Raw genomic sequence first — 21563 nt, forward strand, 5'->3', positions numbered from 1 at the left:
ATCAAAGATTACAGCGCGGGCTTCCCAGTCTCACGATTGGGTGTTCCTGCCCCGCGCCACTTATCTAGGTCATCGACCCCCGACAGACCGACTTGACAGGCGGTTTCCGTTCCCCAGAGTCCCTGGGATACTACGTTTTCTTGTCCACGATGCAAAACCATCTCTGCTGCAGCATGGTCGCGATGAGTCCGATACCCACACTCAGGACAATGATGCTCTCTGACTTCCAACCCCTTGCTGACCGTAGCCAGGCAGTTGGGACAGGTTTGACTGGTACCGTTGGGGTTGACTTGAGCAAAGTAGACTCCCCGTTTCCAGCACACCCATTCCGTCAGAGACAGAAATTGTCCAAAGGCAGCATCTACACAATCTTTTCGCAACATCCCTCGCGTCAAGCCTTTGACGTTGAGGTCTTCTGCAAAGATAGTTTGCGCCCGGTCGCAAAGCTGATGAGCCGTTTTCAGATGGAAATCTCTGCGACGGTTCGCAATCCGATGGTGCATTCTAGCCACTTCGATTTGTGCCTTCTCCCAGTTTTGAGAACCCTTCTGTTTTCGTGATGCTCTGCGTTGCAGCAATTTCAGCTTGCGTTGCATCGACTTGAAAAACTTAGGGCGCTCTTGGAAAGAGCGATCGGAAGCGGTCAAGAATCGCTCCAATCCCAGGTCAATCCCAATCGCCCGACCGTGAACCGGGGCATCGGGAACCGATATATCGGATTCAATGGTGACGACGACATACCATTGCGTCCCCCGTATCCTGGACAGTACCCTTACCTGTTTCACCTTGAACCCGTTAGGAATAGGGCGATGCAGGTTGATGGGTACTTCCCCGATCTTTGGCAACTTGATTGTGAAGCCATTGATGGGATTGCCCTTGAATTGGGGAAACACAAAGGATTTGAATTGACCGAACTTTTTGAAACGCGGAAATCCATATCCCCGTTTCTGAAATGCTTCCCAGGTATCGTGCAGTCTGCGAATCGTAGTCTGCAACACCTGAGAATGCACCTGACCCAGATGCGGGAATTGCTTCTTTGCTTTGGGCAGGTTGTTCTGCTGACGATGGTAAGACGGAAACGGTTCATCGGCGGGAATGATGTATTCCTTTTCCAGCGAGCATCGGTCTACCGAACACTTACGCGAAGCAATCCAGTCTTTGAGTTCGCGTAAAGCGTAGTTATATACGCCTCTGCATGTCTCAAGCCACGACCGCAGTTCAGTCTGCTGCAAGGCGTCTGGATCGATTCGGTAAGTGTAGTTCATGGTCAGCATAGCCGGAGTTTACCAAAGGCTATCGCTGCCTGTAAATGCTGGTCTCATCCCCATCGTAGGGCTTGGCCCTTCCCGTAGGGTGGGGATGACACCAGCTCGGGGAGTCCATGGATCCCGACGCTGATGCTTCGCATACAGCGCGGGACTTATCGCTCCCCGAACCCCTCAAAAGTTAAAACCTGTAGGGTGGGCAAAATTTGCCCACCCTACAGGTTTTTTATTCTTCGATGCGGATGGCGAGACTCGAACTCGCAAGACTTGCGTCACACGCCCCTCAAGCGTGCGTGTCTACCAATTCCACCACATCCGCGCGGTGATTTGCTGCGATTTACTATTGTATCGCATCCGGATCGTACTTTAACACATCTATCGGCGATGCGATCGCCTTTTTTTGAAAATTTCGTGCATTTTTTCAGAAAATCTATATTATTTTAGAATTGTATTACTACAAACAAAAGCTCGAATACTTAGTAATTACAAGAAAAACTTAATCTAAAATCTAAAATTTAAAATCTAAAATCATAAATCTTCCTTGCGATCGCCTCCGTGATACGATAATCGGTTAGGCACCGGACGCCCAGGCGATCGGGCGCATCACGAGCGGGTTCGATCGGATCCGCTATTCATTTCTCTCATTTCTTTTCACCCACGAGTCAACCCCAGCGCGATAGTAATGCAATTTTCTAAAATTCTGATTGCCAACCGAGGCGAAATCGCCCTTCGCATCCTCCGCACTTGCGAAGAAATAGGGATTGCTACTGTTGCCGTTCACTCCACCGTTGACGCCCAAGCCCTGCACGTCCAACTCGCTGACGAAGCAGTTTGCATCGGCGAAGCCCCCAGCAGCAAAAGCTATCTCAACATTCCCAATATCATCTCTGCCGCCCTGACCCACAACGCCACCGCCATTCACCCCGGTTACGGCTTTTTAGCAGAAAACGCGCGCTTTGCCGAAATTTGCGCCGACCATCAAATCTCCTTCATCGGTCCGACCCCGGACGCCATCCGGGCGATGGGCGACAAATCCACTGCTAAAGAAACCATGCAACGGGCGGGGGTTCCCACGGTTCCCGGTAGTAACGGCTTGCTCACCGACGAAAAACAAGCCCTGTCCGTCGCCCGTAAAATTGGCTATCCGGTGATTATCAAAGCCACCGCCGGGGGGGGCGGTCGCGGGATGCGTCTGGTTAGAAGTGAAAGCGAATTGCCGAAATCATTTGCCGCCGCCCAAGGGGAAGCGGAAGCGGCGTTTGGTAATGCGGGGGTTTACATGGAGAAGTTCGTCGAACGCCCCCGCCACATCGAGTTCCAAATCCTCGCGGACAATTACGGCAATGTCATCCACCTCGGCGAACGGGAATGTTCGATCCAGCGACGGCACCAAAAATTACTCGAAGAAGCTCCCAGTCCGGCATTAACGCCGGAATTGCGCGAAAAAATGGGTTATGCGGCGGTTCAAGCGGCAAAATCGATTCATTACACCGGGGCGGGAACGGTGGAATTTCTCCTAGATGCGTCGGGAGAGTTCTATTTTATGGAGATGAACACCCGGATTCAGGTGGAACATCCGGTGACGGAAATGATTACGGGGTTGGATTTGATTGCCGAACAGTTGAGAATTGCTCAAGGGGAGAAGTTGCAGTTGACCCAAGAGCAGGTGCAGTTACGGGGTCACGCGATCGAATGTCGGGTGAATGCGGAAGATCCCGATCGCAACTTCCGGCCCCATCCGGGACGAATTAGCGGCTATTTACCGCCGGGAGGTCCGGGAGTACGGATGGATTCCCACGTCTATACGGATTATGAGATTCCGCCTTACTACGATTCCCTGATTGGGAAGTTAATTGTCTGGGCGCCCGATCGCCCCTCGGCTATCTGCCGCATGAGACGGGCGTTACGGGAATGTGCGATCACGGGATTACCGACGACGATTTCGTTTCACCAACGCATTCTCGAAAATGACGATTTCTGTCGGGGGGATGTGTATACAAATTTTGTGGAGCAATTGATGAGTAAAGAGTAGGGATTGACGATGCGGGCAAGATGCCCGCACCAGCCACAAAATCTTGACGTTCTCAATCTACAATCTACAATCCCTTGCCCTAGAACTCCTACATCATCATGGTCAGAATCCCTTGCTGACCTAGCAGCAGTTCGCGCAGCAAGCTGAAAATGCCGACCCAGAGAATGGGGGTAATATCGACGCCGCCGAGGGGAGGGATGAGTTTGCGCGTGGGAATTAAAAAGGGTTCGGTGGGCCAGGCGATCAGATTCCAGGGGAGTTTGTTGAGTTCGACTTGTGGATACCAGGTGAGGACGATCCGCAAGATGAACAGTAAGGTCATGACCAGTAAAATGGGGCCGACAATCCAAGAGGCGATCGCTGCTGAACTCATGAGTCAAATATTTAAGTTTTGTTACCGCTATCGACTTCTATTTTAACGGGCGATCGCCCCTAAAAATTGCCGCAAACCGGGAGATGGGCGATCGCGGGGGAAAAACACCAAAAATCAGGTAATTAAAGCCTTCTCGTCCCTTAAAACCCCGGCTGTCGGTCGTAATTTTCGGCGATCGTCCCGGTCAAACGGCGAGGGGATCGTCCGGGGGATTTCTGAAAAATAGGCTTCTCAACGGGGTAAAACTTCACTAAAATTCAAAAAAGGCAATCTTGTGATTGAGGAATTTAACAACGATGACACCTTCTTTAGCGAATTTATTTTGGAGTCTGTTTTGGGGCGCTTTAGTTTTAGGCGCGATCTTCGGCGGTTTGTTCTTCATCAGCCAAAAAGACAAAATTCAACGCCGTTCCTAAACCGCGCTCGAAACCGATCGACCTCAAGTTGCGGCAGGGGAGGAGAATCGCGCGTCCTCTCCGACCGAGAACTTGAGGTTTTTTTGTAACCCGGGGAGAAATCCGCCTTCGAGGGGCGATCGCGCGACCCGATACAATGAAGCCAAACCGGATCGCAGCAACGATGCGGTGGAGATTTGAACGCAGACTCGCTACCATAGGACAGGTAGTAGGAGAGAGGCGATGGTCAATTTTAGTCTCAATTTAGCGAGTATTGTCGGCATCGCGATCGCCATTGGCGGGGCCTTGCTTTACGCCGTGCGATCGTGGCGTCCGGAACTATCTCGGGATTACGATTTATTCTTTGCAGCAGTTGCGTTGCTCTGTGGCGGGATCCTCTTCTTTTACGGATGGCGCTTCGACCCGATCATGCAATTCGGTCAAATCCTCTTAGGGGGATCGGCGATCTTTTTCGCCTACGAAAATGTCCGATTGCGGGGGGTGACCACCGCGCAAGCCAAGCGACAGGCGCCGATTGTCGATGAAGACCGACCCGTGAGCCGCGTCTACCGCGTCGATGCCGAACTCGACGAGATCGAACCCTACGACGAAGGTCCCGTGCGGCGTCGCATCAAAGGCTCTCAAGATCCGCGCAACAGTCGCAGTACCTACTACGACGACGACGTGCGTCGGCGTCCTCCCACCCGACGACCGAGTAGTAGTTCTGCCGCCGACAGCCGCACCCGCAGACGTCGCCCGCGATCGCCCGAACCCCCGAATAACGGGTATTACGACGACATGGATGCCTCGGTCGAAAGCGAAGATCCCAACAGCAGCGATATCCCTCGGGCCAGTACCCGGCGCACGAGTACGACATCGAGAACCCGCCGCCGTCCGCGACCGACCGACGACGTCGGATCCGAACGTCCGCCGCGCCGTCCTCCCCAACCGCAGGACGAACCGAGTCCGAGCGAGTATGTCGATTATCAACCGATCGACCCGAACGAGGATGAGGAAGAAGACAATACCGGGAATTTCGATTACTAAACTCCACAGGCGAATTCGGTGCTTTTTGGGTATTTCACAAATGGCAAGAGGCGATCGCGTAGGGTCTCCGGAGGAGAATCGCGCAACGCCTCCGTTGTGACCAAGACACTGCGCCACTGGACGCGCCGGGGTCTGAGTCTCGCTTGTGGCGCGATCGTGGCGGGGTTGCTCGGCGCTTGCGAGTCCCCCCAAGTCTCCCTAGCGCCGAGTTCGGTCAACAGTCGCTACACCGACTCTCAACCCGCCTTAAGCGCCAACGGTCGTTTTTTGGCCTTCGTCTCCAATCGCAACGGCAGTCACGACATTTTTATGTATGACTTGCAAGAACGGCGGTTTTTACAGCTCTCCGGCTTAAACCGACCGGACGCGATCGCCGAAAGTCCGAGCCTGACGAACTCCGGACGCTACCTCGCCTACGCGATCGCCAACCGTAGCCGGGGGGCGATCGTCGTCTACGATCGCATCACCCAAGGCTCCCAAGTCGTCTACCAAGCCGATCTCGGCGGCATCCGACGCCCGAAAATCAGCCCGGAAGGTCGCTATATCGTCTTTGAAAGCGGACGGCGCGGTCAATGGGACATCGAAACCCTCGATCGCGGTCCGGCGATCGAACTCGACCTCCTCGACGGACAAACTCCGGGAACCTCCGTCAGTTTCCCTTAGCCGTTTCCCTTCCCCCTCTTCGATCTCGTGAAGCGCTTAACCCTCATTCCCCTAGTCGCCTTAACCAGTCTGCTGACAAGTTGCAGCACCTACCCACGCCTCTTAAACTTTCCCTTCGATCGCGGCGGTCGCGGTTTGAACTCCCCCGCCGACGAACTCCACCCCAACATTAGCGGTCGCTTCATCGTCTTCGCCTCCGACCGCTTCGGACGCCAAGATATCTATCTTTTCGACGGTAAAACCCGCCAACCGATCGACGTACCCGGACTCAACAGCTTAGACGCGATCGCCGCCAACCCTTCGATTACCCAAGACGGACGTTACATCGTCTTCGCCGGAACCCGCGAAGGTCGCACCGACGTTTATCTCTACGATCGCCAAACCCGCCAACTGCAGAACTTCACCGACAACTTAAACGCCGAAATCCGCAACCCGACCATTAGCGCCGATGGCAGCACGATCGCCTTCGAGTCCAGCGCTAACGGACAATGGGATATCCTCGTTTACGAGCGTTCTGGAAAACCCCTCGATATCCCGATCGCGCCGCGCTAATCGTCGGGGGGAGAATTAGAGCCGATTTTCGATCGCATATTGTCGTAAAGCTGGGGGTAATGTATAAAAACTATCTAGTTTGGCGATCGCGCCATTTTCCAGCAACATTGGTAAATTAATGGGTTTGCTTTGTGGCGTTTCTATACAAATAGCCATCTAGCCTTCCTACGGGATTGTCGTTCCTAGTGCGATCGTGGAAATCGGCGAAGAATTAGAAGATATATAAAACCTCCGATCTAGGTGCGACGAAGAGGCTCGCGATCGCAACACCCAACTTAAATACTCGAGAGCTTACGATCGATTTTTACTGTCACTTCAACTTTACTGAAATTTTTTCTGTTCACTTTTACGCGCTAAGAATTCTCCGACGAAGGCGATCGCCCCCGACCCGATAATTAACAGCGCACTCAACGCATTAATATCCGGTTTCACCCCGGTTCTAATCCGACTGAAAATTTCTAACGGTAAGGTTGTCGCGCCACTACCCGAGGTAAAACTGGCAATTAAAAAATCGTCCATACTGAGGACGAAAGCGAGGAGACATCCCGAAATAATTCCCGGCATCAATTGCGGTAATAACACCTTAAAAAAGGCTTCTACTGGCGTCGCTCCTAAATCGAGAGCCGCTTCTTCTAAATGGGGGTCTAAATCGGCCAAGCGGGTAGTGACCACTAAAGCAATATAAGCCAAACAAAAGACAATATGAGCGGCAACGATCGTCCAGACGCTCAAACGAATCTGAACCGCCGCTAAAAACACCAACGTGGCGACGGCGATCGCAATATCGGGAATAATCATCGGCAGGTAAGAAATCCCGATATATAAACTTTTTCCTGGAAAGCGATAGCGAGCTAACCCGACCGCCATTAACGTACCGAGAATGGCCGAAAGAAACACCGCACAAAAGGCAACCGTCAGGCTATTTTGCAGCGCGCGTAAAACCCGTCCGTCGCTCAACAATTTAAGATACCACTCCAAGGTAAAGCCTTCCCAACTGGCGCTGTACGCCGAGGCGTTGAAACTGTAGACCGTCAGCACCAAAATCGGCAAATACATGAATAAAAACATGACTCCGGCAAAGACGAATTGCCAGGAGACGCGAAATTTAGGTTTGCGCTGCAGCATATCTTCGGGCATTTCCTCCTGTAGCTCGATCGGTGTCTCTATCATCGGCGAAATTTCTCCATTTGGTAGATTCACGGGATCACGATAGCAAGCTCGAACGATCGCCCCCCTCTGCTTTTCGGGGTGGCGGTTGCGAACCGTAAAGGCGAGCGCCTTCGGTCGAAACGACTAAAAACCATCAAGTTTTCGGCTTCGCTTCTCCAAATCGAATTAACAAGGCGATCGCGACGCTGACGAATAAAATCAATACCATACTTAAAGCCGACCCAAAGCCCCAATTTTGGGTAGCTCCCAGGAATTGATTGTAAATCAGCCGAGAAACGGTCATGCTCGACGCCCCACCGAGGAGCTCCGGATTGACAAAATCCCCCAACCCACTGATAAACACGAGTAACGAACCCGCCGCAATTCCCGTGAAACATTGCGGGACCGTCACTTTCCAAAAAGCTTGCACGGGATTGGCGCCCAAATCCGCAGCCGCTTCGAGCAGTCGGCGATCGAGTTTTTCCAGCGACGCATAGAGAATCAACACCATGTACGGCAAAAAGCTGTAAGTCATGCCGACGATCACCGCATTACTGGTATTGAGAATATTAATAGGCGGTAAGCCGATGCTGGTGACGATCGAATTTAACACTCCGGTCCGTCGCAAAATCGTAATCCAAGCGTAAGAGCGCAACAGAGAAGAAGTCCACAACGGCAAAACGAAGGCGAGCAAAATTAAATTGCGCCACCGTCGCGGGGACAGTAACGCAATCCAGTAGGCCACGGGAAATCCGAGTAACAAACAAAATAGCGTAGTTCCCGTTGCGAAAAACAGCGATCGCCCGATCACTTGCAAATTGAGTGGCTCGAAAACGCGGAAATAATTATCCAATCCCGAAGGAATGACCAAATCTCCCGGACGAATATCGGGAACTAAACTCAACTCGAAAATGACTAGGGTGGGAATCACCAATAACAACGCCAGCCAAATCCCCGGCGGGCCTAATAAGACCAGAGGGCCGAGTAATTTAGCCGACAGGCGATCGATTCCTCCTTCAGACCTCGAACCCGAAGGGGTTGGTGGAGATGGTTTAGAAGACACAGCCACAAATTTACCCCGAATGTTAGATGTTAGATTTTAGATCTAAGATTTTAGATTTTAAATTTTGGGGCGATCGATCGCCCCAACCCTCGACTCCAACCCTCGGCTCCAACGATTTGAATCCAAGAGTTTCAATCCCATTAACTACTCGTCAACCGCGTCCAGTAAAGATCGTAAATCTCCGCCGCTTTGCCCACAGGTTGGATACTTTCGCTTTTTTCGAGCGCTTCTTCGGGAGGAAACAGAGTCGGATTGTTGCGAATCTCCTCGGGGAGTTGTTGGAACGCGGCTCGATTGGGGGTGGCAAAACTCAACCGTTCGGTCATCGACGCGGCGACATCCGGTTCGAGCATAAAATTAATCCATTGATAAGCCGCATCCGGATTCGGTGCAAATTGGGGAATCACTAACGTATCGCCCCAAATGGAAGAGCCACTTTTTGGCAAAACATAGTCTAAATCCGGGTTTTCTTCCATGACCAAACTGGCATCTGCCGAAAAGCACATCGCCGCGAGCAGGTCTCCGGTAAGAATTTGCGGGCGCCACGCATCGGTGGTAAACGAGGCGATCGCGGGTTTGAGGTCGGCCAAATGTTCGTAAGCCGCGCGAATCTCGTCGGCATCGGTGGAATTGTAAGAATAGCCCAAACTCCGCAACGACGCGCCCATCACCTCGCGCACGTCGTTAATCAACGTAATCCGCCGGGATAATTGATTGCGCTGTTCCCATAAATAATCCCAATCTTCGGGAGGGGGGTTTAATTGTTTGGCATTGTAGACCAGACCCGTGGTCCCCCAACTAATCGGCACGCTGTAACGATTTCCCGGGTCGTAGAGAGGATCTTGAAAGCGGGGAAACAGGCGGTCGAGACCGACGAGGCGATCGAGATCGAGTTGCGTCAGTAAATTCAACCCCGCCATCTTATTGACCATGTAATCCGACGGGTAAATGATGCTATAGGACCCACCCCCTCCCGCCTGGATTCTGGCGAGCATCGAATCATTATCGGAAAACACGTCAGCCACTACACTGATGCCCGTTTTTTCGCGAAATCGCTCTAGAAGCTCGTCATCGGTGTAGCCCGCCCAGGTATAGATATACAGTTTATTTGGATCCGTCGGCGCGGTCGGTTGGACGTTGGCCAACGTCCAGCCACAACTCGACAGGGCCAATCCAGAAAGCGCCGCCGAGGACGCCTTGAGGAACTGACGTCGCGTTCCCCCGCCTCGGGTCAATTGGGAAGGGCGATGTGAATTGAGAACAGTGGGAGGCACTATCGTCTTTAATTGATTGTTAACAGAATAGGGAAGAAGGGTTACTAAGAGCGGATGACTTTCGTCCGAGCTAGACTCAACGGCAGACCCGCTCGAAGGGAATGTTCGGTTTGATTAGCCTTTCGCCTACTAACAGTAGCGTACCAATTGTTGAAACGCGAGAGTCGGGCCGAGTTCTCCGGTCGTGTAGAACGTGGGAATCTGGCTTAACCGTGGCTTAAAGCGATACTGTCCTCCGGCAGCCATTGAATGTAAATGGGGGTTTCTGCGGAAGGTAAAGGCTCGTTACTATTGCGCTGTAGCACGGTGAGGCGATCGCCGCCCGTCAACTCCACCAAATAATGGACGTGCGCCCCCAAATACATAATATTTTTTAGCCGTCCTTCAAAACAGTTCCCCTCGTCTTCAATCGGCGACAAACTCAAATTAATTTTCTCCGGTCGGACGCTGACCACCACCGAACTGCCGTTCCCCTGCCACGGATCGTCGAGTTCCACGGAGATTTTCAAACCGCTCGTGGTACGAATTTGTAAAGTGGTGGCGTTTGTTGATTCAATCCGTCCGGCTAACAAGTTCGTTTCGCCGATAAAATCGGCCACGAAAGCCGTTCGGGGACGTTCGTAGATGGCGCTAGGCGTGCCAATTTGCTCGATTTTGCCCTCGTGCATGACGGCGATGCGATCGGACAAGCTCAAGGCTTCTTCTTGATCGTGAGTCACCATCACGAAGGTCAAGCCCAAATCCCGATGTAAATTGGACAGTTCGACCTGCATTTCCTTGCGTAATTTCAAGTCCAACGCCCCTAACGGTTCGTCGAGTAAGACCACCGCCGGACGGTTGACCAACGCCCGCGCCAGGGCTACCCGTTGCTGTTGACCGCCGGAAAGCTGCGAGGGAAAACGATTGGCGAATGACTCCATTTTCACCAAGTGTAAGGCATCTTTAACGCGCTGTTCGATTTCCGCTTTACTTTGACGTCCGATGCGCAAGCCGAAGGCGATATTTTCGGCAATGCTCATGTGGTTGAACAGGGCGTAACTCTGAAATACCGTATTGACGGGACGGCGGTAGGGAGGAACCTGATTCATCGACTTGCCGCGAATCATCACTTCTCCCGCCGAAGGGGTTTCAAATCCTCCGATCAAGCGTAACGTCGTGGTTTTCCCGCAGCCAGACGGCCCGAGAATGCTAAAAAATTCTCCTTGTTGGATATCGAGATCGACGCCGCGCACGGCTGTTTCGCCATCGAAGACTTTAAAAACTTTGCGTAATTCGACATCCAAGATGCCATCGCGATCGCTCGTATTTTCTCCGGTGTGGGTAGCAGTCTGAAACGTCATGGCTCTTTGCAGGCGATGATGCCCCTCTGTGGTTGGATCTGACTTGGGTTTATTCTATCCGTCGAATTTAGCTTTCGTAAGCTTTCCCTTGGATTTCCCCTTGCAGCCGTGTAAATTCCTCAGTGTAAAGCGCGAATCCCGTAACGGAAGGAGAAGCCCGCGCCGTACCGCTTAGCAGTCGGCGTCGGGAGTACGTCAGGTTGACCCAAACCGCCGCGCATCCTACGAATGAACGCGAAGCGTCATTCGCTAGTTAGCGGCGGACGGAGTTGGCGCGGGTTATCCTGATTCTCGATGTACTTCAGGAGAGTTTCGATATTGGCCCGTCCGACCGTCGTAATCAGTCCGTAGGCCCGGTTCCAGAAATAAGGCTTCCAGTAGAAGGGGCGTAGCTGCTGCGCAAACTCCTGGCGCATTTTTCGGGCTGATACCGACTTCAAGTTTTTCACAAAGTCAGAGAGCCTAACTGTGGGGTCAACCTCGAACAGCAGATGAACATGGTCAGGCTCCCCGCCAAACTCAATCAACTCTCCTCCCCACTTGACCAACAAATCGGTGAATATCACCTCCAGCCTGTCCAGCATCTCTGGGTTCAAGCATTGGTGACGATACTTCATTGATAAGACCAAGTGATAGCAAAGCCTATAAGCACTGTGATTCCTCGTCTTCAGGGTCGTAAAATCCTGTTCCATGCTAGAATTACTTCATTATGAGCAAAGCTATTGTACGCACTGACAAATGGGGCTTGCAACCATCGCCAGAAGTGAGACTTCATCTCTTAGCCACGGTTGAAGAGTACCGGGCTTACTGCAAAGCTCTGAGCTATGTGGTCATGGGCCACTGGCCGGAACTGGTTGCAGCAAAAAGCTTCTGTGCGGCAGTAGAAAAGCTCATTCATCGCACCAGCAAGAATCCAGATCCGAAGTATCTCTATTTCGAGAAGCGGTTCTACAAATTCCCGTCCTACCTACGTCGTGCTGCTATCGAGTTGGTGAAAGGACAGGTCTCTTCCTATCTGACTCGATACCGAGAATGGCAGTCAGGAGTTCGGAAGCGTCGGGATGCTAAGCCACCTGCTTTTAATGTGGATGCCGAATGTTATCCGGCACTCTACAAAGGGCAGTTGGTGAAGTTCGATGCTCACCTGCTGGTGGCCTGGATTAAGGTTTGGAATGGCTCTGATTGGGTCTGGGCAGAAATTCCGATTGCCAGCAAACGGCATCGGCATCTAATCGGCTCCATCAAGTCTCCCTACCTAGTCATTTCCCAGAAGCACTGCCATCTGGCAGTACCCTTCGGAATCGTCCCGCCTAAGCGGGAAACTGATGTGGTGTGCGCTGTAGATGTGGGAATTAACACCCTGGCTACAGCCTCGATTGTTTGTCCAGACGGCACTGTATTGGCACGGAAGTTCATTCATCCGGCCTCTGACATAGACGAAGTCGCCGCAGCCGCTGGAACCTGCGTCCAGCGGAACGGCGACCGTCGAGACAAACAGGCCAACATCATCCGACAAAAGGCGCGAAAGACCAAAACGTTGCACCGTGGATTTGCTAAGACTCCGTACCGCAAGGCAAAAGGCATCAACGCCAACATTGCCCAGCAGGTATCTCGGCAAATCGTCAATTTTGCCCTGGAGCATGGAGCCAGTACGATCGTCTTTGAAAACCTGAAGGGCTGGCGTCCCAAAGGCGGCATGAAGCGGTCAAACCTGAAGCAGAGGTTTCATGGCTGGCTGCATCGCCGTCTGGTGTTACTGACACAGGAGAAGTTTCAGGAAGTTGGGGGTAAAACCGAGTATGTTTATGCTCGGGGTACGTCCTCTTGGGCTTTTGACGGCAGCGGCAAGGTGCGACGCTCTAAAACTCAGTACGAATTAGCGACATTCGCCAATGGGAAGCGGTACAACGCCGATCTGTCAGCAAGCTACAATATCGCGGCTCGATACTTGGCTTACAAACTGAAGCTGACCCGCCGAAAGGACGGGCAGGTAGCGAAAGGCCGAAGTTCCTGCGCTACACCGAGAATGCCGGTCACCCTCTCTCTACTATGGGATTGGGAAGCCGCTTATGAACGCGAAGCGTCATGAGCGGAGCATTCACAAATGTCAAATCATGCGGTTTTCTTCAAAGCCAAACTCAACATAGTGTCGAGTTGCTGCCATCCGATCGCTCCCAAAAGCAGCTTGTAAATCTGGGTGACGGTTGAGATAACTTGCTGCATCAAATAAATCCGTTCCTCGACCTTCCGCCGCACCAAAACGAATATAATGTTCCGTCGCCAACTCGGTATTCGACCCAAAAGTTTGGATAAGATCGCCCCAAGAAGCGAGATAACTCAATTCGTCAAACGTATCTAAAGCACGATTTTCTGCTATCCCAAATTGCGTATAGTGTTGGTCGGCAGCCCCTAAATCGAACCCGAATTCAGTAATTAAATCTCGGTGAGAGGCGAGATATTGAAGGGAATTGAAGGCCCCACCACCCATATTCATAGGGTTGAGCGTGTCGGTAGAGAAAACTGTAAAGCCTAGTAAGTTCGAGGTCCGATCGGAGCCGATCTCGCCCAATCCCGTGACGGCTCCCGTTTCTAAATTGACTGAATATAAAGTGGTATTAGAAACAGCGAAGGCTCGATTATCTCCTTGAGCAACCGAGAGAATATCAAAACCGCCGACGGGATCGAAATCGACTCCCAAGTTGCCAACGGTCACTTGAGTGCCGTCGTTAGGAGGACTTTGCAAGATCAGGGTATCGAGCAGGGGGTCAATATTGTAGAGTTGGGTCGAAGTGGTGCCGTCAAAGGAGTTGGTGTATGCGGCGGCGGTGATATTAGGATTAACCCCTGCATTCGGATCGCTTCCCTCGAAGGCGAGCATTCCGTCAAGAATGACTTCCCCCGTATCAACATTAATTCGGAAGTTTTGGTCGTTATCGCCGACTAAGCGCAGACGGTCGGGAACGGGATTGAAGTCGAAGCCAGAGACGATCCCGGCTTCAAAGGGTCGAGAGAGGGTACTGACACGGGTAGCTTCGGTGGTACTACTTCCGACGGTGTTGGGATCGATTCTGTAAATATGATTGGCCGTACTCAAGGCGTAGATCGAGCCATCGGCAGGACGGCGATCGATGCCGAGTAATGCGCCTTCAACTCCGGTAACGGTGGTACTTCGGACTTGTGTAGTATTGCTGCGATTGAAGGAAAGAAGGGTGTTGTTGTCGGTTAAGGCGATAAATGTTTCCACGATCTTTGTTTTGCGTACGGTTTCCTACAGCAACCAAGCACGATTGACGATTTCAGGGGGGTTAATTCTGACCCAGGGTGGGTCTGCCAATCCCATCACAGATGAATGGGTCAGTGAAATCAGCAACACGACTCGATCGCATATCTGTTCGTGAAGGAGTACGAACAGAAGCGCGAATTGGATTCAAAAATCCAGAAAAAATGCAAATTAGTTAGAAACCGTCACAGCCGTTGAATGAGTATGGGGGTGGAGTTATGCTGTTGGGGGGCACTTTCATCCTCGATCGTAATCGCGATAGCTTTGACCAGATCGTTTTGTTGAAAGGGTTTCGGTAAGATCAAGGATTGGGTTTCGCGACCGAGACCGTCGGTGGTGAAGACTTCGGTCAAAATGGCATTATGGCGATCGGTGGTGAATGGCGCCCCGGGTTGTAAGACGGTCCAGAGAACGTATACTTTTCCGGGAGCTAGGGGAGGTAAGTTTTCAACCCGCAGATGTCCGGTGAGGGTTTGGCGATCGATGGATACGGTGACTTTGGGTGAAAAGTTTAAGGAGGTGGCGGGTTGAAGGGAGAAGATGAGGGCATTAGAGGGTTGGTTGATTTGAGTTTTTTGAAGTTGGAGCGATCGCCACAGCAGGTAATTGCTGATGCTCAGTCCGACAATAAAAGTTGCGGCGACGATTCCTAGGGATTTAACCCAGATCGGCAGAGGTGGGGTCGGGACGCGGCGATCGCCCTTGGAAAAGCGTTGTTGTCGGGCGGTGCGCGCAACCGTGGAGCCATCAAAACTGCTCATCACTCGATCGCGAAGATGAGGTGAGGGATCGATAGGTTCGGGAAAGTAAGCAGTTTCTAGAGCTTGCTGACTTTGCTCGATTAATTTGATGATTTCGGGATCGTCGAGACAAGGTGCAAGCAGAGCACTTTCCGCTTCGTCGAGGTCGTTGAGAACGTATCCGGCGATTAAATCGTGCAGTTGTTCGGGAGGAATAGACGAACTCATGGCTTTACCGATCTCCCAACCGATCTTGCAAGTTGTGACGCAACTGGATCAATCCTCGTCGCATCCAGGTTTTCACGGTACCGAGGGGGATGTTGAGTTGTTTGGCGATTGCACTTTGACTCAATCCGTCGCGATAGGCTAAATGGAGGACTTGCTGTTGTTGTTCGGAGAGGCGCGATAGGGCGTTTTGAACCTGTTGGGTCGATTCTTCTCGGTCAAGTTGGCGATCGGGGCGATCGCTACTGGGATGGAGGTCGAGGTGATGAATCGATAATGTATGTTCGGTTTTGGCGCGCGATCGCAGCAGATCTAAGCTGCGCGATCGCGTCAAAATTCCTAGGAAAGTTCTCAAAGAGCCTCGTTGTGGGTTATAAGAACTCTGGGGCAGATTCAGAAAAATATTATGGGTTAAATCTTCTGCATCTTGGGTGTTCTTGGTTGTTTTTAAGGCGATCGCATACACAAACCCTGCATGGCGACTGTAAAGCATACCCAAAGCTTCGCTCTGCCCTTCCTGAAGTGCGAGCCAAAGTTGGGTGTCTGAGAGTTCAGCCCCCATATTGTTTGTAATGCGCGCAGCAGATTCGCATTAATGAATTGGTCACCCTGAGTGCGATCGCCGTTGATAGCGACTAGACATCAATCTATCAAACTTTATTCCCTACAGCGATCGCGTGGCTTGCATCAACTTTGAGACAATTTTCGCAATATTCCAGGCATCGTCCCCGCCGCGATGGTGGGTCCCTTCCAAAGGCAGGCCCAGCCGTTGGAGGGCTTCATCCATCCCGACCGGGGCGCTCCAGCCCAAGAGGGCAGCACAAAGGACTTTAATATTGAGGTGGCTGATGCCGAAGGGATAGCGCACTTGTCGGGATCGACATTGGCGCTCGAATTGGCGGCGGTCGTAATCGCCGTAACTCGCCCACAGGCGCGATCGGCTCTGGTACTGGCGTTCGAGGGTACGACAGGCATCTTTAAAAAAGAATCCGCCCTCAACTTGAGCTTGAGTCAAGGTGGTCAGTTCCTTGCAGAAGGGGCTGACGGTGGAGCGTTCCGGCTTGACGAGGAGGGAATCTTTGCTCAGGGGTTCGCCGGAGGCGAGATCGAGCAAGGCGATGCCAATTTCGATGATTTCGCTCTCGGCGTCGCCGGGGGGTTGTCCGGCCCAACAGGTGGACTCGACATCGATGATTAAGAGGCGATCGAAGGATTTAACCACGGGAGGGGGAATTTAGGGAGTTTGAGTGGCCGTCAGTTGGGCGATCGCGCGATCGAGGCGCATGGCGTGGGAGGCTTTGAACAAGATGCGATCGCCCGGTTGGGCGAACTCGCGCACCCGTCGCGCTAGATGGTCGTGGGCGTCGGCTTCGTCCGGATCTAAAATTTCGACAAATGGCAATCCGATCGCCCCCGCCGCCATCGCTTGGGCTTGGGTCGCTTCGGCAAAAATAAATAAGGCATCGAGGTGGACTTGACGGGCGATTTGACCGACTCGTTCGTGAAATTGAGCCGATCGCTCTCCCAGTTCTTTCATGGTGCCTAAAACGGCAATTTTGCGGCGACCGGGGGTTTGGGCGAGCAGTTCGAGGGCCGCGCCCATCGATTCGACCCCGGCATTGTAACTTTCGTCTAAAATCGCGATATCGTCGCCGATTTCGTAGCGGCGCGATCGCCCTTCGGGCAGTTCCACGGCGATCCCTTTTTCTAGCGCTTCCAGGTTCGATCCCAAGACTTGGGCGACGGTGAAGGCGGCGAGGGTATTGAGGGCGTTGTGACGACCGGGAAGGGGCAAGGGGATGCGGTGACCGTTGACGAGCAAGGTTTGCGGGTCGGGCAGTTCGCCGCGCACGTCGCCCCCGTCTAAGCCGTAGGTCACGGTCCGTCCGGACCACACTCGAGCTGCGGTGTCGAGCAAGCGGGCGTTATCGTGATTGAGGATGGCGATCCCGTCCGGGCGCAGGTGTTCGAGCAGTTCGCATTTGGCTCGGGCGATCGCCGCTTCCGACCCCAGGCGTTCGATATGAGCGGTACCGACGTTGGTAATGACGGCGATCGTCGGGCGCGCAATTTGAGTGAGTAAGGCGATTTCGCCGGAGGCGCGCATCGCCATTTCGATGACGGCGTACTGGTGCGTCCCTTGCAGTTGTAACAGGGTTTTGGGAACGCCGATCTCGTTGTTGTAGTTGCGCTCGGTTTTGAGAACTTGAGCGCCGCTACAGGCCGCTAAAACGGCGGCAATCAGTTCTTTCGTGGTGGTTTTGCCGACGGATCCGGTGACGCCGACGACGGGAATACTAAAGCGATCGCGCCACTCCCGGGCGATCGCCTGATAGGCTTCTAAGGTATCGTTGACGGCGATCGTCGGCCATTGCGGATCCCCTCCCGTCCAGGACTTCTCCACGATCGCGGCGATCGCCCCTTTCGTCAATGCAGTTTCTACGAAGTCGTGACCGTCAAACCGATCGCCGCGTAAGGCGAGAAAGACCTCGCCGCCGTGCAAGCCGCGCGTATCGGTGACGATCCCGTGCGGCGATCGCCCCAACAGCCCCGGATCGAGACGGTTCGCGATTCCTCCGGTCACGGCGACCAATTCACTCACACTCAAAAAATCGCCCATCTGGCCACCCATTCCAATCACACTCCAATCGCATTCGATTGTATTATCTCAATGGTATGGCCGGGACGGTCTGCTCAGGATCGCCTTTCCCCTCAGATCGGAGCTTTGCCCATCGCGATCGTCTTTCTCCTGGGGTAGAATAAAGATTTAAACCTCTTTTTTCTTTTTTGTTCGGGGCAATCGTCGGCCTTGGCGACGGGGGCCGTCTCGAAAGCAGGCGCTTTCCGCTCGCCGACTCCAAAAGAAAACCCCCCTTCCAGAGCGCCAAAGCGCTACAGTAGGAACCGAAGAGATCGCCCCCCACCCTGGGGAGACTCGCCAAAGATTTACTAAATCTTTAAAGAAAAATCGGGAGTTAAGCGACTATGCTTTACTAAGTCTTTAGAAAAAAAACGCGCAAAGGAATACCTTTGACAGTTAGGCTATTAAGTAGAACTTTGACAGATTATAGCCAAAATGTCTCCGGACTAAAAAATAGTCCTCGAACCACTCCCTCATTCAGATGATAACCATTCAGGAAGCATTTGAAAGGGTCATAGATAAAGCTATATCATAAAAATCCTGTCGTGTCGTGCAAAGATCGAACCTTTCTCGGTTCGGTCGTCATGGGTGAGTGAACCGCATTCGTATATTTGAAATTGATTTAACCAAAATCCTATCAGATGTAACCCAATTCCGTGGGCGGGGGTCATAGAGAATGAATTACCGAAGCGATCCGTTTAACCGAAGAAACACCCCTGAAGAGCAGCGACTGTACGATCACCTGCTCTCCTGCGTTCGGACAGAAACCCCCGATCGGTTGACCGAACGGTTTAAAGCGTTATTTATCGATGGGACGGGCTATCCCGATGCCGAAATCGCCGCCGCGATCGATCGCTTGGTCAATTCCAAAGAAGCCCAAGAAGAGTTTCAATATATCCTCAATCGTTGCTGCCATATTTTAATCAATCGCTGGCAGACCAACAGCCAACATCAAAAAGCGATTCCGCAACTGGTTAATTTATTTGAAGGTTCGAGCTTAAAATTTTCCCAACCCTACTATCAATCGCGACGAGGGGCGCGGCTGCAAGAATTAGTCAAAGAGTTCAGTAATAGCGAGCATTACTTGACCTTACAGAGACTGGCGCGAGTCGTAGACGATTCGGAAAACGAAGTTGAAGAGAACGAAAAGCGCCCCCTCGGGAATTACATTCGCCGTTATCCATATTTGTACAGTCATTGTCTGCTCAGCGATCGCAGTTCTTACGAACACCAACAAACCGTTCGCAAAATTCAAGCGCAACAGCAACGGCAATTTGAACTGCACCTGTCCCAATACGTCACCTACCAAGTCCGGCGCGCCCAATTGGCCCGTCATAGCGGTTTGGATAAAGCCCGCAGAATTTTAAAACCGATCGCCAACCCCACCTTATTGAGCGATCGCGAACTGTATCACTCCCTCAAGCAGTTTGTGGGAAAAGCCGAATGCGGTTATACTTACCGCGATTTGGCTCACAGCTTCATCACCCACAGCAGCGAAGTCCAAAGTTACGGCGAATTCAAAGCAGAACTTTACGATTACCTGATTACGACGACCCATTGCGATTACGGAAAACGCCTGTTTAACGAACGCTTGAGCAAACAACTCAAAGGGACGCTCCCTCAAAGTGACGGGCAGAAAGTCAGTGATTTCTTAATTGTGAGAACCTGTAGCCAACTGCTCAACTTCCTGGTCGTCGAAAGTATACAACGTCCCAATCACTTCGTTTTCATCGACTTAATCTCCAACATCGGCCCGATCGCCACCACCGGACTGCTGCTCAAGATCGTGCTGTTGTGTCGTAAAGTCAAACCCTATTTAGAGAAAAAATTCTCGATTCTGTTCAACCATTACGAAAACTCCACCGACGACGCGATCCAATGGTTGATTAAAATGCTCGAAAATCTCAACGTCGCCCTCAGTACCAACTTCGGCGCGGTGGATCTGTCCTTCATCAGCCAAATTGCATGATGCGGACGCGATCGCGAGGGTCTGAATTAGGATAGAAACAGACCCTCTGAGTTGTTCGATTTGATGAATCCGCGAGGTTCCCATCCTGCACGACCCGACACCGACGGCGATCGCACCGATCTCGACCGCCAACTCGACGAAGCGATCTTCACCTTTGCCGACATCCAAGAAGATCTCAACTACAAACAAGCGAAAGACTCCCTGCGCCACCTGTTGGCGACCCTCGACCTCACCCCGGAAGAACGGGCCGGATTAGAAGGCGAAATCGAGAGTTTGGGGACGATGCTCGATAAATTAGAAGAGAGTATCGTTCAAATTGCCGCGTTCGGCATGGTGGGACGGGGAAAATCTTCGCTTCTCAACGCCTTACTCGGTCAGAACCTGTTCGAGACCGGACCGTTACACGGGGTCACCCAAAGCGCCCAAGGGGCGAACTGGCGGATCGATCGCGCCCCCTTGGCGGGAGGCGACGGCGAAATTGCCCAAGTGACCCTCACCGCCACCAGTGGCAACGCCCTCGTCGAACTGATCGACACCCCCGGAATCGACGAAGTAGACGGGGACACCCGAGAAGCCCTCGCCCGGGAAGTCGCCGCCAGTGCGGATTTAATCTTATTCGCGATCGCCGGAGATTTAACCAAAGTCGAATACGACGCCCTCTCCCAACTGCGCGAAGCGGGCAAACCGATCTTGCTCGTCTTTAACAAAATCGACCAATATCCCGAAGCCGACGCCCTCGCCATTTACGAGAAAATCCGCGACGAACGGGTGAAAGAGTTACTGTCCCCGGAGGAAATCGTCATGGCGGCTGCCGCCCCCTTAACGGCTGAAGCCATCCGCCGTCCCGACGGGACTCGGACGGTGCAGATGAAGCGGGGTGCGCCGCAAGTAGACGCCTTAAAGCTCAAAATTCTCGAAATTCTCGATCGCGAGGGCAAGTCTCTGGTCGCCCTCAATACGTTACTGTACGCCGGGACGGTCAACGAGCAGATCGTCGAGCGCAAAATGCAAATCCGCGATCGCAGTGCCAATCGGATTATCTGGAATGCGGTCATGACGAAAGCGTTGGCGATCGCCCTCAATCCCCTCACCGTGGTGGACGTACTCAGTGGGGCGGCGATCGACGTAGCCACGATCCTGACCTTGTCGCGACTCTACGGCATTCCCATGACCCAAACCGGGGCGGTCGATCTGCTGCAAAAAATCGCGATCGGCATGGGCGGGATCGGCGCCAGCGAACTGCTCGCCACCTTGGGACTGTCTTCGCTCAAAGGATTGTTGGGGGCGGCGACCGTGGGAACGGGAGGGGCGGCCCTGGTGCCTTATCTGTCCGTGGCGCTCACTCAGGGCAGCGTGGCGGGTTTTTCTTCCTATGGCATTGGCCAGGTCACTAAAGCGTACCTGGCCAATGGAGCCTCTTGGGGCAATGACGGCCCGAAAGCGGTCGTCAGTCGGATTATTGCCTCCTTGGACGAAACCTCGATTATGGGTCGCATCAAGGAGGAGTTGCGAGAGAAACTATCAGCTCGCCGGGGCTGAAGAAACGCTGTGATAA

Annotated in this window: 21 protein-coding genes and 1 tRNA gene; 8 read left to right on the forward strand and 14 right to left on the reverse strand. The window is 52.7% G+C overall.

The window, feature by feature from the left end; genetic code table 11:
* Window positions 1-8 precede the first annotated feature (8 nt).
* Entirely contained in the window at window positions 9-1274 is a 1266-nt protein-coding gene (locus JJD41_RS10910) for an RNA-guided endonuclease InsQ/TnpB family protein (protein WP_200665940.1), read from the reverse strand.
* Window positions 1275-1502: 228 nt separating this feature from the next.
* Window positions 1503-1584: transfer RNA gene (locus tag JJD41_RS10915), tRNA-Leu, on the reverse strand.
* Between the two features lie 363 nt (window positions 1585-1947).
* On the opposite strand from JJD41_RS10915, the gene accC reads away from it, so the two are divergent.
* The gene (accC, locus tag JJD41_RS10920; RefSeq protein WP_200665941.1) at window positions 1948-3297 is read left to right on the forward strand and encodes an acetyl-CoA carboxylase biotin carboxylase subunit; all 1350 of its coding nucleotides are present in this window, start codon (window positions 1948-1950) and stop codon (window positions 3295-3297) included.
* An 88-nt stretch (window positions 3298-3385) separates the two neighbouring features.
* Here the strand turns inward: accC and JJD41_RS10925 are convergent, their stop codons facing one another.
* Window positions 3386-3670, reverse strand: a complete 285-nt coding sequence (locus JJD41_RS10925) for a YggT family protein (protein ID WP_200665942.1) — start codon at window positions 3668-3670, stop codon at window positions 3386-3388.
* A gap of 296 nt (window positions 3671-3966) precedes the next feature.
* Here JJD41_RS10925 and JJD41_RS10930 point away from each other — a divergent pair, with 296 nt between their 5' ends.
* The 4 genes from JJD41_RS10930 to JJD41_RS10945 all read left to right on the forward strand — a co-directional run bounded on the left by JJD41_RS10930 (window position 3967) and on the right by JJD41_RS10945 (window position 6327).
* Complete coding sequence (locus JJD41_RS10930) at window positions 3967-4086, forward strand: photosystem II reaction center X protein (protein ID WP_168568171.1); 120 nt, start codon at window positions 3967-3969, stop codon at window positions 4084-4086.
* Between the two features lie 222 nt (window positions 4087-4308).
* A complete protein-coding gene (locus JJD41_RS10935; protein ID WP_200665943.1) occupies window positions 4309-5112 on the forward strand; it encodes a Ycf66 family protein in 804 nt (267 codons plus the stop codon).
* 96 nt (window positions 5113-5208) lie between these two features.
* Window positions 5209-5775, forward strand: coding sequence for a TolB family protein (locus JJD41_RS10940; RefSeq protein WP_200665944.1), 567 nt, complete (start codon window positions 5209-5211; stop codon window positions 5773-5775).
* A 27-nt stretch (window positions 5776-5802) separates the two neighbouring features.
* The gene (locus tag JJD41_RS10945; RefSeq protein ID WP_200665945.1) at window positions 5803-6327 is read left to right on the forward strand and encodes a TolB family protein; all 525 of its coding nucleotides are present in this window, start codon (window positions 5803-5805) and stop codon (window positions 6325-6327) included.
* A 15-nt stretch (window positions 6328-6342) separates the two neighbouring features.
* On the opposite strand, the gene JJD41_RS10950 is transcribed toward JJD41_RS10945, so the two are convergent.
* From JJD41_RS10950 to tnpA, 6 genes are all read right to left on the reverse strand, one after another.
* Window positions 6343-6483 carry a hypothetical protein gene (locus tag JJD41_RS10950; RefSeq protein ID WP_200665946.1) on the reverse strand — a complete coding sequence of 47 codons (141 nt, stop codon included), beginning with the start codon at window positions 6481-6483 and terminating at the stop codon, window positions 6343-6345.
* A 165-nt stretch (window positions 6484-6648) separates the two neighbouring features.
* On the reverse strand, window positions 6649-7497 hold the full coding sequence (locus JJD41_RS10955; RefSeq protein ID WP_200665947.1) for an ABC transporter permease: 849 nt from the start codon (window positions 7495-7497) through the stop codon (window positions 6649-6651).
* A 133-nt stretch (window positions 7498-7630) separates the two neighbouring features.
* Window positions 7631-8545: an ABC transporter permease gene (locus JJD41_RS10960; protein ID WP_168568163.1), complete on the reverse strand. Its 915-nt coding sequence runs from the start codon at window positions 8543-8545 to the stop codon at window positions 7631-7633.
* 134 nt (window positions 8546-8679) lie between these two features.
* Window positions 8680-9813 carry an ABC transporter substrate-binding protein gene (locus JJD41_RS10965; protein ID WP_200665948.1) on the reverse strand — a complete coding sequence of 378 codons (1134 nt, stop codon included), beginning with the start codon at window positions 9811-9813 and terminating at the stop codon, window positions 8680-8682.
* Window positions 9814-10019: 206 nt separating this feature from the next.
* A complete protein-coding gene (locus tag JJD41_RS10970; protein ID WP_200665949.1) occupies window positions 10020-11153 on the reverse strand; it encodes an ABC transporter ATP-binding protein in 1134 nt (377 codons plus the stop codon).
* A 242-nt stretch (window positions 11154-11395) separates the two neighbouring features.
* Window positions 11396-11845, reverse strand: a complete 450-nt coding sequence (gene tnpA / locus JJD41_RS10975; RefSeq protein WP_234488586.1) for an IS200/IS605 family transposase — start codon at window positions 11843-11845, stop codon at window positions 11396-11398.
* Window positions 11846-11862: 17 nt separating this feature from the next.
* On the opposite strand from tnpA, the gene JJD41_RS10980 reads away from it, so the two are divergent.
* Window positions 11863-13242, forward strand: coding sequence for a transposase (locus tag JJD41_RS10980; protein ID WP_200665950.1), 1380 nt, complete (start codon window positions 11863-11865; stop codon window positions 13240-13242).
* A gap of 18 nt (window positions 13243-13260) precedes the next feature.
* Here JJD41_RS10980 and JJD41_RS10985 read toward each other — a convergent pair whose 3' ends face one another.
* The 5 genes from JJD41_RS10985 to JJD41_RS11005 all read right to left on the reverse strand — a co-directional run bounded on the left by JJD41_RS10985 (window position 13261) and on the right by JJD41_RS11005 (window position 18000).
* On the reverse strand, window positions 13261-14397 hold the full coding sequence (locus JJD41_RS10985) for a DUF4394 domain-containing protein (protein ID WP_200665951.1): 1137 nt from the start codon (window positions 14395-14397) through the stop codon (window positions 13261-13263).
* 221 nt (window positions 14398-14618) lie between these two features.
* Entirely contained in the window at window positions 14619-15401 is a 783-nt protein-coding gene (locus JJD41_RS10990; protein ID WP_200665952.1) for an anti-sigma factor, read from the reverse strand.
* 4 nt (window positions 15402-15405) lie between these two features.
* The gene (locus tag JJD41_RS10995; protein WP_200665953.1) at window positions 15406-15960 is read right to left on the reverse strand and encodes a sigma-70 family RNA polymerase sigma factor; all 555 of its coding nucleotides are present in this window, start codon (window positions 15958-15960) and stop codon (window positions 15406-15408) included.
* Between the two features lie 102 nt (window positions 15961-16062).
* Entirely contained in the window at window positions 16063-16620 is a 558-nt protein-coding gene (locus JJD41_RS11000) for a 3'-5' exonuclease (protein ID WP_200665954.1), read from the reverse strand.
* Between the two features lie 12 nt (window positions 16621-16632).
* Window positions 16633-18000 carry a UDP-N-acetylmuramoyl-tripeptide--D-alanyl-D-alanine ligase gene (locus tag JJD41_RS11005; RefSeq protein ID WP_370583787.1) on the reverse strand — a complete coding sequence of 456 codons (1368 nt, stop codon included), beginning with the start codon at window positions 17998-18000 and terminating at the stop codon, window positions 16633-16635.
* A 715-nt stretch (window positions 18001-18715) separates the two neighbouring features.
* Between JJD41_RS11005 and JJD41_RS11010 the strand changes: the two genes are divergently transcribed.
* A complete protein-coding gene (locus JJD41_RS11010; protein ID WP_200665955.1) occupies window positions 18716-20008 on the forward strand; it encodes a hypothetical protein in 1293 nt (430 codons plus the stop codon).
* A gap of 63 nt (window positions 20009-20071) precedes the next feature.
* On the forward strand, window positions 20072-21547 hold the full coding sequence (locus tag JJD41_RS11015; protein WP_200665956.1) for a GTP-binding protein: 1476 nt from the start codon (window positions 20072-20074) through the stop codon (window positions 21545-21547).
* Window positions 21548-21563 lie beyond the last annotated feature (16 nt).

Origin of the sequence: Oxynema mangrovii CENA135 (assembly GCF_016632315.1) — a bacterium.
In the GTDB taxonomy this organism is placed as follows: Bacteria; Cyanobacteriota; Cyanobacteriia; order Cyanobacteriales; family Laspinemataceae; genus Oxynema; species Oxynema aestuarii.